This window comes from Pedobacter sp. MR2016-19, from assembly GCF_014947265.1.
In the GTDB taxonomy this organism is placed as follows: Bacteria; Bacteroidota; Bacteroidia; order Sphingobacteriales; family Sphingobacteriaceae; genus Pedobacter.
Map to the genome: position 1 here is coordinate 46,875 of NZ_JADCNK010000023.1, position 14,656 is coordinate 61,530.

General features: G+C 36.8%; 17 protein-coding genes. 10 read left to right on the forward strand and 7 right to left on the reverse strand.

Going from position 1 to position 14,656, the window contains the following annotated elements; all coding sequences use genetic code 11:
• From IM793_RS21345 to IM793_RS21355, 3 genes are read left to right on the forward strand one after another with little or no spacing between them, the layout of a single operon-like run.
• Positions 1 to 543, forward strand: a complete 543-nt coding sequence (locus IM793_RS21345) for a hypothetical protein (RefSeq protein WP_193424873.1) — start codon at positions 1 to 3, stop codon at positions 541 to 543.
• 53 nt (positions 544 to 596) lie between these two features.
• On the forward strand, positions 597 to 1,088 hold the full coding sequence (locus IM793_RS21350) for a DUF2975 domain-containing protein (RefSeq protein WP_193424875.1): 492 nt from the start codon (positions 597 to 599) through the stop codon (positions 1,086 to 1,088).
• 4 nt (positions 1,089 to 1,092) lie between these two features.
• The gene (locus IM793_RS21355) at positions 1,093 to 1,299 is read left to right on the forward strand and encodes a helix-turn-helix transcriptional regulator (RefSeq protein WP_193424877.1); all 207 of its coding nucleotides are present in this window, start codon (positions 1,093 to 1,095) and stop codon (positions 1,297 to 1,299) included.
• Between the two features lie 687 nt (positions 1,300 to 1,986).
• On the opposite strand, the gene sucC is transcribed toward IM793_RS21355, so the two are convergent.
• The 7 genes from sucC to IM793_RS21390 all read right to left on the reverse strand — a co-directional run bounded on the left by sucC (position 1,987) and on the right by IM793_RS21390 (position 7,739).
• A complete protein-coding gene (gene sucC / locus IM793_RS21360) occupies positions 1,987 to 3,186 on the reverse strand; it encodes an ADP-forming succinate--CoA ligase subunit beta (RefSeq protein ID WP_121282766.1) in 1,200 nt (399 codons plus the stop codon).
• A gap of 350 nt (positions 3,187 to 3,536) precedes the next feature.
• On the reverse strand, positions 3,537 to 3,845 hold the full coding sequence (locus tag IM793_RS21365) for a hypothetical protein (RefSeq protein ID WP_193424879.1): 309 nt from the start codon (positions 3,843 to 3,845) through the stop codon (positions 3,537 to 3,539).
• A 117-nt stretch (positions 3,846 to 3,962) separates the two neighbouring features.
• Positions 3,963 to 4,736, reverse strand: coding sequence for a ferritin-like domain-containing protein (locus tag IM793_RS21370; RefSeq protein WP_193424880.1), 774 nt, complete (start codon positions 4,734 to 4,736; stop codon positions 3,963 to 3,965).
• A gap of 138 nt (positions 4,737 to 4,874) precedes the next feature.
• Positions 4,875 to 6,434: a DUF4173 domain-containing protein gene (locus IM793_RS21375; protein ID WP_193424882.1), complete on the reverse strand. Its 1,560-nt coding sequence runs from the start codon at positions 6,432 to 6,434 to the stop codon at positions 4,875 to 4,877.
• A 19-nt stretch (positions 6,435 to 6,453) separates the two neighbouring features.
• A complete protein-coding gene (locus IM793_RS21380) occupies positions 6,454 to 6,756 on the reverse strand; it encodes a hypothetical protein (protein ID WP_193424884.1) in 303 nt (100 codons plus the stop codon).
• Positions 6,757 to 6,804: 48 nt separating this feature from the next.
• Positions 6,805 to 7,101 (reverse strand): transcriptional regulator, encoded by a 297-nt coding sequence (locus IM793_RS21385; RefSeq protein WP_132401101.1) that lies wholly within the window; start codon positions 7,099 to 7,101, stop codon positions 6,805 to 6,807.
• Between the two features lie 2 nt (positions 7,102 to 7,103).
• Positions 7,104 to 7,739, reverse strand: a complete 636-nt coding sequence (locus IM793_RS21390) for a hypothetical protein (RefSeq protein ID WP_193424886.1) — start codon at positions 7,737 to 7,739, stop codon at positions 7,104 to 7,106.
• 359 nt (positions 7,740 to 8,098) lie between these two features.
• Between IM793_RS21390 and IM793_RS21395 the strand changes: the two genes are divergently transcribed.
• The 7 genes from IM793_RS21395 to IM793_RS21425 all read left to right on the forward strand — a co-directional run bounded on the left by IM793_RS21395 (position 8,099) and on the right by IM793_RS21425 (position 14,585).
• The gene (locus tag IM793_RS21395; RefSeq protein WP_132401095.1) at positions 8,099 to 8,749 is read left to right on the forward strand and encodes an ABC transporter ATP-binding protein; all 651 of its coding nucleotides are present in this window, start codon (positions 8,099 to 8,101) and stop codon (positions 8,747 to 8,749) included.
• 73 nt (positions 8,750 to 8,822) lie between these two features.
• Positions 8,823 to 9,302: a hypothetical protein gene (locus tag IM793_RS21400; RefSeq protein ID WP_193424888.1), complete on the forward strand. Its 480-nt coding sequence runs from the start codon at positions 8,823 to 8,825 to the stop codon at positions 9,300 to 9,302.
• A 1-nt stretch (position 9,303) separates the two neighbouring features.
• Positions 9,304 to 9,912 carry an HAD family hydrolase gene (locus IM793_RS21405; RefSeq protein WP_193424890.1) on the forward strand — a complete coding sequence of 203 codons (609 nt, stop codon included), beginning with the start codon at positions 9,304 to 9,306 and terminating at the stop codon, positions 9,910 to 9,912.
• A 2-nt stretch (positions 9,913 to 9,914) separates the two neighbouring features.
• Positions 9,915 to 11,456: a S41 family peptidase gene (locus tag IM793_RS21410; RefSeq protein WP_193424892.1), complete on the forward strand. Its 1,542-nt coding sequence runs from the start codon at positions 9,915 to 9,917 to the stop codon at positions 11,454 to 11,456.
• 144 nt (positions 11,457 to 11,600) lie between these two features.
• A complete protein-coding gene (locus IM793_RS21415; protein ID WP_193424894.1) occupies positions 11,601 to 11,867 on the forward strand; it encodes a hypothetical protein in 267 nt (88 codons plus the stop codon).
• A 51-nt stretch (positions 11,868 to 11,918) separates the two neighbouring features.
• On the forward strand, positions 11,919 to 13,013 hold the full coding sequence (dprA, locus tag IM793_RS21420) for a DNA-processing protein DprA (RefSeq protein ID WP_193424896.1): 1,095 nt from the start codon (positions 11,919 to 11,921) through the stop codon (positions 13,011 to 13,013).
• Positions 13,014 to 13,223: 210 nt separating this feature from the next.
• Positions 13,224 to 14,585 carry a pyridoxal-phosphate dependent enzyme gene (locus IM793_RS21425; protein WP_121282780.1) on the forward strand — a complete coding sequence of 454 codons (1,362 nt, stop codon included), beginning with the start codon at positions 13,224 to 13,226 and terminating at the stop codon, positions 14,583 to 14,585.
• The last annotated feature ends 71 nt before the right edge of the window (positions 14,586 to 14,656 follow it).

Here is a 14,656-nt window from a genome sequence, read left to right on the forward strand (position 1 = left end):
ATGAATAAACTTCTTAGAATTTTTAGGTATGCCGGATTTAGCTTGATTTTTATAGCGCTGGTTTCTATCGCCAATCGTTTAATTAATGCTGTTGATAATTACAACGCTGGACAGCTTTCGATTAATCTAACTGAAAATAATGTTGCACAGCAAGTAAAAACCATTGGGGCAGCCAAGTTTACCAATAGTCATTTTGGTACTTATACATTTAAACCGACTTTAAAGCAGGCCATTATTTTATCAGACAAGGAACTTGATGGCATTGGAGCCTATGCTGCTTTTTACCTCATTATTGGAAGTGTGATTCTGTTTATAGCTTATACCAGACCAAAATGGCTTGAAGATCTTACTGAAAATAGATTATGGCAATTGGTGGGAACAGGGGGGATTTTATTTTTTGCTTTAAAATTTCTGTTTTTTTTCCTGATGAAGGGTTATGTGGAGGATTTGACTGGTAAAGCCATTTACATATCAGCCTATGGATGCCGGAAATATCAATTTAGGTGTAATCTCGATCATTACCATATTCAGTATTATTTATGAGTTGCTCTCGTACTCGAGGAAACTTAAACAAGAACAAGATTTAACCATTTAACATGAAAACGCAGAATCAAATTAAACTAATTAAAATGGGTTATTTGGTAACACTTTTAATCGTATTACTGTTTTCGCTTAAAGATGCATCCAAGAGCTTTGAAGAAGGATATACAGACGCTGGGAAAGGCGGTCTGTTGGGTCTGGTACAGGGTTTATTTATATTGATAATTATGTTCTTTAGCTCAAGGGTGTTGGTTTATCTCTATCGTTTTATTAATTCGATAGAGATGGGCAATGTTTTCAGTACCGAAAATACAGGGCGGCTTACGCGTATGGGATGGTATTGCACTATGATTCCATTTCTGCTGTTTATTTACAACGCTATAGTATATGCAAATCAATTAAATAATCGCCGGGATTTAGCATTTAAAGTAATTGAAAATGTTGATTTTCAGATCTGGTTATTGATTTTTGGTCTAACCCTTTTAACAATAGCATTTGTATTTAGAAAAGGAATTGAGTTGCAACAAGAAAACGATTTAACGATATAAGCCCATGCCTATAATTATAAATTTAGATGTAATGTTGGCCCGTCGCAAAATGTCGCTTACCGAATTGAGTGAGCGGGTAGGGATTACGATGTCTAATTTATCGATACTAAAAACAGGTAAGGCTAAAGCAATCCGTTTGGAGACGTTGGAGTCTATCTGTGCAGTTTTAGATTGCCAGCCTGGCGATATTTTAGAATTTCGTATAAAGTAACTTACGAAGTCTAAAAGGGCTGAAGCTTGGGAAGGACTTCGTCAGTTTAGCGATGTTGTTTTTTGCCGAAGTACCACGAACCCAAGTTAAATAAACCTGATAGAGCGGAAAGCCCACAGCGCAGCGAGGACTTGAAGAGATAGCAGGACTATCTTCTGCCATTAACACAGGAACTTACATTTCCAAAAAAAATGAACATCTCAGGCACCTTAGTACATTTAAGCGAAATTGCTATTAACCTTAGTTCGATTAATATTTACCCATTGTGATCAATTTTTTGTCTCTTTTTCCTAACGCGATCGTCATGCTGAACTTGTTTTATTAGTTGTTTTCTATTCTTTTTAAAGGTCTAATAGCTACTTCGTGGTCAGCATCTTTCCTGCTAGATAGACCCTGAAATAAATTACCTTCGGTGAGCTCGCTTAAGGCTCGGTTTACTTCGTAGCTTTCCGCTTCGCTACAGGTCAGGGTGACGACGGTGAGTTAAAATATCTGCAGAAGATCTTTAATGGCATGTTATTAATCGAGTTCAGGTTATTAGATTTCTAGTAATGACATTTAAAAGAACACTCCGTCCTGCGGACACCCCTTTAAAAGAGGGGAATAAAAAAAACCTTCCAGTTTTCACTGAAAGGTTTATATGATATGATTAATGCTTTAAGCTTTAGTCTTTTTGCTTTAAGCTTATTACGCTTGTTCAGCCAATACTTTAGTTACTAAATCAGCAGCTTCTTTTAAAGCGATTGCTGAGTAAACCTGTAAGCCAGACTCATCGATTAATTTTTTAGCTTCTTCAGCATTTGTACCTTGTAAACGGCAGATAATTGGCACAGGGATATTACCAATTTCTTTATAAGCATCAATTACACCTTGAGCAACACGGTCGCAACGAACGATACCACCGAAAATGTTGATCAAAATTGCTTTAACGTTTGGATCTTTCAAGATAATGTTGAAAGCCGCTTTAACTGTTTGAGCATTTGCAGTTCCACCAACGTCTAAAAAGTTAGCAGGTTCACCGCCAGCCAATTTAATAATATCCATGGTTGCCATTGCTAAACCAGCACCGTTAACCATACAACCTACGTTACCATCAAGGTTAACGAAGTTTAGGTTCGAGGCACTTGCTTCAACTTCCATTGGATCTTCTTCTGTTACATCGCGCATTGCTGCATAATCAGGGTGACGGAATAACGCGTTTTCGTCTAAATTAACTTTAGCATCAACAGCAATTACTTTGTCATCAGAAGTTTTTAATACCGGGTTGATTTCGAACATTGAAGAATCTGTAGCTTCGTAAGCTTTGTATAAAGCAGTTACAAATTTAACCATTTCTTTATGTGCAGCTCCGCTAACACCTAAGTTGAATGCTATTTTACGGGCCTGGAAACCTTGTAAGCCAACTTTAGGATCAATTTCTTCTTTGAAAATTAAGTGTGGAGTATGTTCAGCAACTTCTTCGATATCCATACCACCTTCGGTACTGTACATGATGATGTTACGGCCTTTAGCACGGTCTAATAATACAGAGATGTAAAATTCTTTGGTTTCGGAAGCACCTGGATAATAAACATCCTGAGCCACTAAAATTTTACTCACTAATTTACCTTCTGGGCCGGTTTGAGGAGTAACTAGTTGCATACCAATAATATCGGTTGCACGTTGTTTAACCTCTTCGAGGTTTTTGGCTAATTTAACACCACCACCTTTACCGCGGCCACCAGCGTGGATTTGCGCTTTAATTACAACCCAGTCAGAATTGTAATCTATTTTAAGTTGCTTAGCAGCCTCAACAGCTTGCTCAGGAGTATCGGCAACTATTCCTTCTTGAACGTTAACACCGAAACTTTTTAATATTTGTTTACCCTGGTATTCGTGAATATTCATTTGCTACAAAATTTGCCCAAAGCTACAATTTCAAACCCTTTAAACAAATAGAAATTGCCGATTTTTTCAGAAAATGAACGTTTTATGTTAATCGGAAAATTAGCGCCGGTAATGTGCGGTAGTTTATGGTATCCCGCTGATTTCGCAGAGATTTTTCATTTGAAAGTGAGGGGCCTATTCTTCGTGGCGGCTGGTGGCCCTGCTTTTCGCTATAAGTCCTCACTACGCTCCGGGGCTTACCGCTGCAATCAGGCTTAAAAACAAAGTTGGTTCCTGCAAATGCAAAAAAAAATATTTTCTCTGCGCTAATCATCTTTTGTTTGCGTGAACAAAACGGTTAATAGTGTTCTTTAACTTCCCGCAAACGGTGTCCCAAAAATACCAACCGCTAATTCTGCCCAGATGAGAAATAGCGCCAGTAAAATGACAACAAGAACTATTGTTCTTAACGCGCCGGCTTTTAAATTTCTAATCACCAGTTCGATGGCCAAACCCGTGCTGAGCAATAAAACTCCTGCGGTTACAAAATCGGATAGCGTCCAATCCACTTCATTTGTAAATTGCATAGCAACCAGTGGAATGGCCAATAAAAATGCCGTCACGCTTAAAATGATGATCATCCTTAGTTTGCCTGAGCTAAGTGTTTCTTGATTTTTCATTGTTTTATAATTATAATATATGATTTAAATAGTTGAAAATTAAACCTTTGCTTCCCGGTGCTAAATTGCACCGGGAAAACCAAATCCAACAAAAGTTTAGCAAAGGAGAGAGGTTAATTATAAAAGATTTTGATTTAATTCTTTAAATGAAAGTGGCTGTTGCTTTTCTTTTTCATTAAGTACAGAGCTACCTGCAACCTTACTTAATTTATATTTCATCTTGTTTAAATAGCGATAAAAGTTAAGCTTACCTGCTTTAAATAATGTTTTATGTGCCTGCCAAACCACTAAACTTGTACAAATGAAGAAGCACGAATAGGCATGGTAAGCAATCCATTTCATGAAAGCATTCTTTTGATTAAAAATGATATACAAACGTTCTCTTTGAAAAGTAATGTGAGCAGCCTCATCAATTAGTATATCTGTGCAGATTTGTTTGAGTAATGTGCAGTTTGTGGCATCTTTTAGTGCCTGATAAAATATTTGTGCGGCGCTTTCTACGGTAATTACTGCGATTGTCCAAAGCTCCATGTTGGTATTGAAGTATCTTATTTTCCGGAATAATGTGTCTCCCCAATCTTTATTAATTCTTTTTTCTTCGATTAAATCAAGATACATACCTAAGTTATTTCCATGTTTTTGCTCTTCCTTTATAAACAGTTTTACCGCGGTTAGGTATTCGTAATCATTTATAGCTTTTGCATATTTTTTTGAAGCGTTGATCAAGTGCTTTCCTTCCGACGTTTCCCCAAGCTGCCAGGCCTGCAGAGACTTTAGTATGCTTTGTTTTTCTAAATCAGAAATTTCCGGTTTAAGCGTCCAATCAATCCTCTTAATTTTGCTGTTATTTGAGAAGTAATTGGTCCAATATGCTGAGGTTTGTGTTTTCATGGATTAGCTAATTAACTTATATTTCAGTCGATGTGTAGGTTGAAAATTTTGTGAACAGTATGGTTCAAAACGAACCACGCTAGTGCAATTATTGCTGACGACATGGCTATTATTTTATATCGTCTATTCATTTAGTTTTTATTTATTCAAGCCAAAATATTCTGCCGTATTCCAATCCTGTAAATTCCATGATAACCAGCTTTGCTGACCATAACGCTCTTTAAAATAACCAATCCGTTGATCTAATTTTCTCATCAATGCTTCTTCCGGCTGATCTACTTTAGCAATTTCCGAGTCGTTATTCTTCGAAGGATGGATTTTTGACCGGTTTTTATCAAGAATAGGGAGTGTTTTTTCTGACAGAGAGGTTAAATAATAAGGATCGATCGAAACAGCATCAACATGATTCAGGTTATATTTCACGATTAAGACATCCCAGTTAATGAGCGTAAAAGTCAATAATAGAGCAAACCAGATATTCCCATTCACCTTGAAAAGGTAGAATATAGTTTTCTGTCTGGCTACTTTAAAATAAACGGTTGCCAAACCAATGATACAAAGAGTGGCAAATACCAAAACACCGATTCTTTTATGCGTTAAGCCATGAAATTCGATATAATAACCATCGCGGATGAATACTGAGATGATGAGGATAAAATTCTGAACCATCCAGGTATAGGCCAATAACCTTAAGGTTTTACTTTTATGGTAAAAGTTTAAGTTTCCCCTAAAATAATAGAGGATTACAGCCATGGCCATTACAATACTGAAAATTAATGAGTTTGTGCCCTGGTGGAGTTCTCCCGAAAAATTGCCCGAAGGTTCATAGCCAAACCAAAGTGTGGTAATATCAATGGTATTTAACATTAGCAATAAAAGGTTAAGTGCAGCGAATGAAATGATACCCACGATGTACTCCGTTTTTAGTGCCATTTTTCGGGTCAGCAAGTTGCCGGTAAATGTTTCTACAACATTGTACCATATCGTTTTCTGACCTAAGCTTCTTCTCATCCGTACCAATTGCTCTTTGCATTTCAATTCAGCTTTTTCGAGGCTTTTATCAAAAAATGCAAGCAGTAAACCTGCTGTTAAAACCAATCCAAAGCAAAAATGCATGATGCGATCAAAACTCATGTCTTTAAAAAAGAAGTGGAATACATTATCTAAAAAGTCGCCAATGCTCGTTAAGATTGTCTCTGCATAATGTGCAAAAACATCACTTGCGGCTGCATACAGGCATGAAAATATGATTACAATGATGATGGGTATGAAAATATATTTAATCAAAGTAAAAACGGGCTTAAGGCTCACATTGCCAATACTGATTTGGCTTAGTTGTTTTATTGCATTAAACGGTACTGTTACCATCTGTAAAATGGCCGCTAAAAAAGCAGTAAAAACGGTCCTGATTTGTTGATGATGACCAAAACCAATAAATAATAGTAAGCTGATGTAATAGGTTGCCACAGATAAATCGGAATTGTTAACCACCACCAGCACTACAGCCAGTAAGTGTGCCAGCCCATAAATTTTAAGTTTGGTGCTTTTGGCCACATCCGGATTAATAAAGGTGATTACCAACAGGTAGATGCTGTAAATAAGCAAATTGAGCGCAAGTCTTTCTTCCCAAAAGAGAAAAGTAAACAGCAGGCCGCCCAGTAGGACAGACAGTAACATGAGGTTGGACTTATTTTTCATTTTTTAAAAGTTTTGATGATTAGTTTAGTGCTAAAAAGCAATAAAATATGCTTAGGGGAATGTTTAGGAGCATGAAGAGCATTATAGTCGCAATTTTTCGCCAATGGTTTTGTTGCCTGAAGCACTTGAGGAGGAGGACGAGGAAAAATACACCATTTATTACGGTAGCAAAATAAATGTAGAACAGTCCGACGAACATAAGTTCGTTAACTTTTAGCGCAAAATATGCCACAAGTATGATGGTGCCAATCGAGGCAGAACACACGGCCATCCATTTGCCAGTTTCAATGAGTTCAGGTCTTTTTATTTCTTCTTTTTTCATTTTTAAAAGTGCTTTGTATTTCAAAGTAAGTAGTTAAAAAAAATTAGCTTATAGCTTTCTAATCATTTTTTCAAGTGCATCTAAATGTGCCTTAAAAGCTTGTTTGCCCAAAGCGGTAATAGAGTAGGTGGTGCTGGTTTTGCGGCCAATAAAACCTTTGTGTACTTTAATAAATTCAGCCTGTTCCAAAGTATTCAGGTGCGAGGCCAGGTTGCCATCAGTCAACTCAAGCATTTGTTTCAGGTCGTTAAAACCAATTTCATCATTTACCACCAGGACAGACATAACGCCCAACCTAATCCGGCTATCGAATATTTTATTTAAATCTGCTATTGGGTTTTTCATCCTTACTGACCTCTCTCATATTTAAAATACATTAAAAGACCATAAACAATGTGCAATACACCAAAGCCAAAAGCCCAAAAAATTAAGCCATAACCCACGTAAAACATGCATATCAATCCAAGTATTACCTCGCAAAGCCCCAGGTAGCGAATATCGCTGTAAGTATATTTACTGGCGTTAATCAGCGCTAAGCCATAAAAAATTAAACAGCTCGGCGCAATAATGGTATAAGTATTCGGATGGTTAATCAATAAAGCAATGATGAATAAACCTCCTGCAAACAGCGGAATAAATAAGTTAATTAAAAGTGATTTAGAGGTTTTATCCCAGATGGGAAGATTGTTTTTCTGACTTTTTCTATAGGTAAATAAAACGCCGCCGGCTAAAGCAATCAACAAAACAAAAATACCGAGTTTTATCAGGTTAAATTCCAGGTCCATTTCACCATCTACACCATAACCGTAACCCCGTTTATTAATGAATTTGTTAATTTCATCATTTGCAAAATAAGCCCCGATTAAAGCGATAACGCCTGCAAAAACACCAGATAATCCACTTAAAGAAATGAATCTTGATGATCTATCCATCATTTGTCTGATATCTTTTAGGGTATTCAATTGTTCTTCCGGAGTGTTCATTTTAAAAGTGCTTTGTTTTTCAAAGTTAAATAGAAAATTGATATCTGCAAATCTTTTTTGTTTTTTTTTGGTTAATGGTAGGTTAGTAGTTGGTTAATGGTCACATAGTTCATGGCTGATAGCCTGAATATTCAAGAGATATATTTAATGGTAATTGTTTAATAATCAATGTGAAATAAGCAATAAACTATTGTCAGTTAAAGCGTAAGCTAATCAACTATTAGGCGATTATTCATGAATCAATAAACGATTAAACTATTGGAAAAGTAACGATGAACTCATAAACCATCAACTATGAACCAATAAACCTTTGGCCAATGAACTATTGAACTAACAAACCATTTTACTAAATTTGAGGCATGCTAAAAGCCACTGGAATAAGAAAATCGTACGGAAATCTGCAAATTTTAAAAGGCGTAAATTTTGAAGTACAAAAAGGGGAGATTGTAAGTATTATTGGGCCGTCTGGTGCAGGTAAAAGTACTTTGTTGCATATTTTAGGAACATTGGATAAACCAGATGAAGGATTTGTAGAATTAAAAGGTACGGTTATAAACAAATTGAATGGCGATTTATTGAGTACTTTCCGAAATCAGAATATCGGATTTGTATTTCAGTTCCATCATTTGTTGCCAGAATTTAGTGCCATTGAAAATATCTGCATTCCGGCATTTATTGCCAAAACCAATAAAAAACAGGCTGAAAACAGGGCGCTTGAGCTGTTAGATCTGTTCGGGCTTAAAGATAGGGGGCAGCATAAACCCAATCAGCTGTCTGGGGGTGAGCAGCAACGGGTGGCCATTGCCAGAGCGCTGATCAATAACCCTTCAATTATATTGGCTGATGAACCTTCAGGGAATTTAGACTCTGAAAATGCAGCAGGATTACACCAGCTGTTTGTGACGTTGCGCGATAATTTCCAGCAAACGTTTGTAATTGTTACGCACAACGAACACCTTGCAAAAACCAGCGACCGTGTAGTGAGCATGAAAGACGGTTTAATTGTCTAAGGTCATGATTATTCTCTAATTCACTCATTCGATCATTCATTAATTACTAATTTATTCATTCAATCATTATACCTTGAAAATACTGATAACAGGGGGGAACAATGCCAAGGCTTTGAAGCTGATGAAAGCTTTCCCCAGCCATTTTGTGCTACTGGCTGATTATGGTGATGTGCCGGCGATAGTTACTGAAAACTATGCCTTTTCATCGCTGGGGCTGCTCAATAAAGATAGCATTGCTCATATTCTATTAAATTTTTGCATCACAGAAGCCATAGATTGTATTATCCCTTTGCATAAGTATGAGGTTTTGCCCCTGGCTAAATCTGCAGTGCTTTTTGGGGAGTATGGAATCCAGGTGCTTTTGCCCAATGCTGATGTAATTGCTGACTATTTAACTACAGAAAAAATTACTCGTCAGAATTTTGCGGTGTTTATTCATGGTGACCGGATTTTTTCAACCGAAGAGCGCCTTGTGCATGTAAGTGCTTCTTCAAGCCTGAATGGGGTTTTTGGCTTTAACAATGCCGATGATTTAAAACTTTTTACAATTTAACATGGATGCCAACCAATACGTTAAAGATAAGCAGATCGTAATTTTTGAACTGGATGATGTGTTATTTCCGGAGAAAGATTATTTACTACAGGTTTATTATCTGTTTGCCCAATTTATAGAGTACACCGAGCAAAAAAGCGCACAGCCCATTCTCGGGTTTATGCGTAGCGAATATGAAAATAATGGCGCAGAAAAGCTTTTTGAAAAAACAGCAAACCAGTTCGGCATTGATCCAAAATATAAGTATAATTTCGACCTCCTGCATCAAAATGCCCGCTTGCCTTTAAAGCTTTTGCTTTATAAAAATATGCTCGAATTTATGCAGGAACTTGTAGTAGACCGTAAACAAATTGTTATTGTAACGGCTGGAAACCCTGAGCAACAACTTAATAAAATTAGGCAGACAGAGTGGAATGGGCTGGAGCAATACCTAACCGTATACTTTGTTGAAGAACTTGGTCAATCTAAAGCAGAAATTTTTCAGAACATACTAAACAGCAATAATTTATCGCCTAACCAAGCGTTAGTTGTTGGCGCAAATAAATTTGATGAGCAACAATCTAAACTAATTAATTTGCCGTATATTGTGTCACTAGAAATTTACAAGTAAATATGCTTAGAAAATTTATTTCGCAAAATGCATTTTTATATGCTTTGCTTATTTTGGTTGGATTTACCGTGTCGTGTAAAAAATCGAATAATAATCCTGACGCCAATACAGATGTTGAATCCAATCTGTTGCAAACACCAACCAGCGATCGGGCACTACTCACTAAAGACTCTATCTTTCTGTACGCCAAGCAAACTTATTATTGGAATAAGAGTTTGCCTACTTACGATAAATTCAATCCAAGAGCTTTTTCATCCAACGAGAAATTGTTGTATGCAATGACTCAGATTGCAATTAATCCACAAACAAACAAACCATACGAGTATGTAGAGCGTTCAACCTCTCCTAAATATTCTTTTATAGATGATGGCTCTGTTGCTGGTCAGCTGGGGGGCGTGAATGGTGATTTTGGATTTTCGGTGTTTTTTGCGGGAGATAAAGATTTGAGGATTAAATATGTGTATGCTGCATCACCTGCTGCCGGTCAGGGACTAAAAAGAGGGTATCAGATTATAAAAATTAATGGTAATTCAACCATAAATACTAGTGATGCCAGTATTAATTATGTAGTGAATGCGATTTTTGGATCCAGTACTACTGTTGCCTTAACTGTTTTAAAACCTGATCAGACCACTCAGGATGTAACGGTAACTAAGGCTGAATATAATGTTAACCCAATATTATTTAGTAAGACATATACTATTGGCGCTAAAAAAGTTGGGTATATTGTTTTTAACACATTTACAACAAATTCTGCAACCTTGTTAGATAAGGCTTTCAGTCAATTCACTACGGATGGTATTACCGAACTAATTGTAGATTTAAGGTATAATGGTGGCGGATCGGTACAAACATCAGAGGCCTTTGCCAACCTGATTGCACCTTCTACACAAAATGGAAGAGTAATGTATACTACTTACTGGACACAAACCATGCAGGATGATCAAGCCACGATTCTTCAGAACCAAAAGTTTTATGCTAAAGGTAATGATGGGGTAACACGGATGTATTCTTATTTTGATTATTCTTATAAACCTACAGTTGCAGCCGGAAACCAGGAGGTTTTTGCTAAACGTGGTTCGCTTAATGGCTTAACAAGGGTTTACTTTATTGTAACAGGTGGAACAGCATCTGCCAGTGAGCTGTTGATTAATAATTTGAAACCTGTAATCGATGTTAAATTGATCGGCAAGAAAACTTATGGCAAACCAGTTGGCTTTTTCTCTATCCGTATTGATAAAAACGACTTATATATTCCTCAATTTGAAACCAAAAATCAATTAAATCAAGGTGGTTACTTTGATGGAATGGCTGTTGATAAAGATATTTTTGATGATGTAACCAAAGATTTTGGAGATCCTACAGAAAAACTATTGGCACAGGCTTTATATTATTCTGCCAATGGAAATTTCTCTGCTTTACTGAAAGACAATGCCATTAGCAGTACCTCACCACTATCTAAAACCCGTGTTGAAGATTTGTCTGGTAAAATGGACCATGATTTTAAAGGAATGGTTGAAACCAGAAAGCTGAAGTTTAAATAATTAATAATGTTTTTTCTGAAAGGGCCAGTTTTGTATCTCAAATCTGGCCCTTTTATATAGTTACTGCAATATTTGAGTAAATAAGTATTGCTTTTTTTATAAAAAATTGATAAGCTTGTTTAACATTAATCGTTAAAGAGACTCATGCCAATAGAAATTGTAGAAAAGGAACATATCAGTTATTTAAATATCATCAATGCTAAGGAAGATCATTCCCATGAACTGCAAACCAAACTTGATGAAGCGCAAAGGTTAGGTAATGAATTTAAATCAAAAGCCGTCATTACTTTTAATACAACCATCGGCCCTAAACGTGTTGATACAACAGTTTGGTCGGTAACAGAGAAATATATACAGCTAAAAAACAATATTCATATTCCGTTAAAAAGTTTAATTGACATTGATTTTTAAGCTTGCTTTAAGGAAATAAATCATCCCGAATTTATTTAACCTTATTACATTATGAGCACGCTACATAAAATTGCCTTAACCTTTATTAAATCTATTGGCCCGGTAACGGCCAAAAACCTTCTTGCCTATTGTGGAAGTGCTGAGCAAATATTTTCGGCAAATAAAAAGCAGCTTTTGCAGATTCCAGGCATTGGAGAAAAAACAATTGAAGCCATTCGTGGTACCGATGCCTTGATCAGGGCCAGGCAAGAATTGGATTTTATTGAAAAACATGGGATAGAAGTATTGTTTTTTTCAGACGAGAGATATCCTAAAAGGTTAAAGAATTGTATCGATTCGCCCATCCTGCTTTATGCCAAAGGTACAGTTGATTTTAACCAGCAGCGTATCATCAGCGTTGTTGGAACCCGTAATGCAACAGGTTATGGGAAAAATCTCTGTAAGGAATTGTGCGAAGTTTTAGCGCCATATCATGTTTTAATCGTTAGTGGCCTGGCTTACGGCATTGATGTAACCACCCATAAAGAATGCCTGGCAAATCATATTCCTACTGTTGGGGTACTTGGTCATGGTTTAGACCGTATGTATCCAAAAATTCATAAAACAGTTGCCCAGAAAATGGTTTTGAATGGAGGCTTGCTCACCGAGTTTCCAATACTGACCAATCCTGACCGGCCTAATTTTCCACAAAGAAACCGGATTATTGCCGGCATTGCAGATGTTACCGTGGTTGTTGAAGCGTCAATAAAAGGTGGAGCCTTGATTACCGCAGAAATCGCAAATTCTTACAATAAGGATGTATATGCTTTTCCGGGTAGAACAAATGACGTTTTTTCAGAAGGGTGTAATTTCCTGATCAAGACCAATAGGGCCGGATTAATCACCAATGCTAATGACCTGATTTATTACCTGGGCTGGGATGATGAGGTGAAGGTAAAGCATAATGTTCAACAAACCACCTTACGGCTAAACCTTACGCCTAACGAGGAGCGGGTTATTAGCGCCTTACAAAATGGTCAGCTTTCTATAGATGAACTTTGCACGCACTTGAATATTCAGCAAAGTAAACTGGCAATTGTAATCCTTACCTTAGAGATGCAGGGCGTTATTGTTTCGTTACCAGGGAAAATTTACAAGTTGGCGTAATGAGTTCTAGATATTAGATTTCTCCATTCCGTTTCACTACAGTTGAAACGAACCTACTTTCGCATTGCGTTTCACCCAATAATCAATCTATAATGCCTATCATAGTTATAGATTATGCAATTAAATTCTTTTTAATTTTAATTTTCGAAATTATGTTTCAAATAAAATATAGTTTGTAAAATACTTAATGCCATTGCTTAGTTTTGTAATATGTGGTACAATAATATTTTAGAAACTATTGGCAATACGCCATTAGTTAAATTAAATACGATAACAAAAGGAGTTCCGGGAACAATTCTGGCGAAAATAGAGACGACTAATCCTGGCAATTCAATTAAGGACCGCATGGCGGTTAAAATGATTGAGGATGCCGAGAAAAGCGGAAAACTAAAGCCAGGTGGTACAATTATAGAAGGAACATCAGGTAATACAGGTATGGGCCTGGCTATGGCAGCCATTATTAAGGGGTACAAATGTATTTTTACTACAACTGATAAACAATCAAAAGAAAAGGTTGATGCTTTACGTGCTTTTGGAGCCGAGGTAATCGTTTGTCCCACAAACGTTGAACCGGAAGATCCACGTTCATATTATTCTGTTTCTTCGCGTTTAGAACGCGAGGTTCCAAATTCATGGAAACCTAATCAATATGATAATTTAGCCAACTCACAGGCGCATTATGAACAAACTGGTCCTGAGATATGGGCACAAACAGAAGGTAAAATTACGCACCTGGTAGTTGGTGTAGGTACAGGCGGAACCATTTCCGGAACGGGGAAATATCTGAAAGAAAAAAATCCGGATATTAAAATCTGGGGAATTGATACCTATGGCTCAGTTTTCAAAAAATATAAAGAAACAGGTATATTTGATAAGGATGAAATCTATCCTTACATCACAGAAGGTATCGGCGAAGATTTCCTTCCGGCAAACGTAAATTTTGATGTAATTGACCTGTTTGAAAAAGTTACCGATAAAGATGCTGCTTTAATGACACGAGATATTGCACGCAAAGAGGGTATTTTCGTGGGTAACTCAGCCGGCGCTGCTATTGGTGGATTAATTCAGTTAAAAGATAAACTGAAGCCGGAAGATGTGGTTGTCGTTATTTTTCACGATCACGGCAGCCGTTACATGGGCAAAATGTATAATGAAGATTGGTTACGTGAGCGCGGATTTTTACAAGACGAAAAATTAACTGCTAAATCAATTCTGGCTAAAAAAGAAAATACAGAGATTGTAACACTTGATGCTCAGAAATCAGTACTCGAGGCTATTAATACTATTAAGTCGATGAATATCTCTCAAATTCCGGTAACACAGCAAGGAATGATTGTGGGTAAAATTGCCGAGAGTGATATTTTATCTGCCTTGCTTGAAAATCCAGGATTAAAATCAGCTCCGATTTCAGAAATTATGACGGCTACTTTCCCATTTGTAGATTTGAATACGTCGATTGATAAAATTTCTTCGTTGATTAATAAAGAAAACTCAGCAGTTTTAGTGGAAGATGAATCTGGAAAGATCGAGATTATCACTCAGTACGATATTATTAATGCGATATCAGGGTAAGTGGATGTAAGATGGATGATGTAAGATGGGAAATGTGAAATGGAAAATGGTGTAATTCCTACGATCGTCCT

Bases quoted from the DNA above. Each gene is read 5' to 3' on its own strand.
- IM793_RS21385 (WP_132401101.1), bottom strand. From the start codon at position 7,101: ATGAAAAACCCAATAGCAGATTTAAATAAAATATTCGATAGCCGGATT.
- IM793_RS21345 (WP_193424873.1), top strand. From the start codon at position 1: ATGAATAAACTTCTTAGAATTTTTAGGTATGCCGGATTTAGCTTGATT.
- IM793_RS21380 (WP_193424884.1), bottom strand. From the start codon at position 6,756: ATGAAAAAAGAAGAAATAAAAAGACCTGAACTCATTGAAACTGGCAAA.
- IM793_RS21375 (WP_193424882.1), bottom strand. From the start codon at position 6,434: ATGAAAAATAAGTCCAACCTCATGTTACTGTCTGTCCTACTGGGCGGC.
- IM793_RS21410 (WP_193424892.1), top strand. From the start codon at position 9,915: ATGCTTAGAAAATTTATTTCGCAAAATGCATTTTTATATGCTTTGCTT.
- IM793_RS21350 (WP_193424875.1), top strand. From the start codon at position 597: ATGAAAACGCAGAATCAAATTAAACTAATTAAAATGGGTTATTTGGTA.
- IM793_RS21365 (WP_193424879.1), bottom strand. From the start codon at position 3,845: ATGAAAAATCAAGAAACACTTAGCTCAGGCAAACTAAGGATGATCATC.
- IM793_RS21370 (WP_193424880.1), bottom strand. From the start codon at position 4,736: ATGAAAACACAAACCTCAGCATATTGGACCAATTACTTCTCAAATAAC.
- IM793_RS21415 (WP_193424894.1), top strand. From the start codon at position 11,601: ATGCCAATAGAAATTGTAGAAAAGGAACATATCAGTTATTTAAATATC.
- dprA (WP_193424896.1), top strand. From the start codon at position 11,919: ATGAGCACGCTACATAAAATTGCCTTAACCTTTATTAAATCTATTGGC.
- IM793_RS21395 (WP_132401095.1), top strand. From the start codon at position 8,099: ATGCTAAAAGCCACTGGAATAAGAAAATCGTACGGAAATCTGCAAATT.
- IM793_RS21425 (WP_121282780.1), top strand. From the start codon at position 13,224: ATGTGGTACAATAATATTTTAGAAACTATTGGCAATACGCCATTAGTT.
- IM793_RS21405 (WP_193424890.1), top strand. From the start codon at position 9,304: ATGGATGCCAACCAATACGTTAAAGATAAGCAGATCGTAATTTTTGAA.
- IM793_RS21390 (WP_193424886.1), bottom strand. From the start codon at position 7,739: ATGAACACTCCGGAAGAACAATTGAATACCCTAAAAGATATCAGACAA.
- IM793_RS21355 (WP_193424877.1), top strand. From the start codon at position 1,093: ATGCCTATAATTATAAATTTAGATGTAATGTTGGCCCGTCGCAAAATG.
- sucC (WP_121282766.1), bottom strand. From the start codon at position 3,186: ATGAATATTCACGAATACCAGGGTAAACAAATATTAAAAAGTTTCGGT.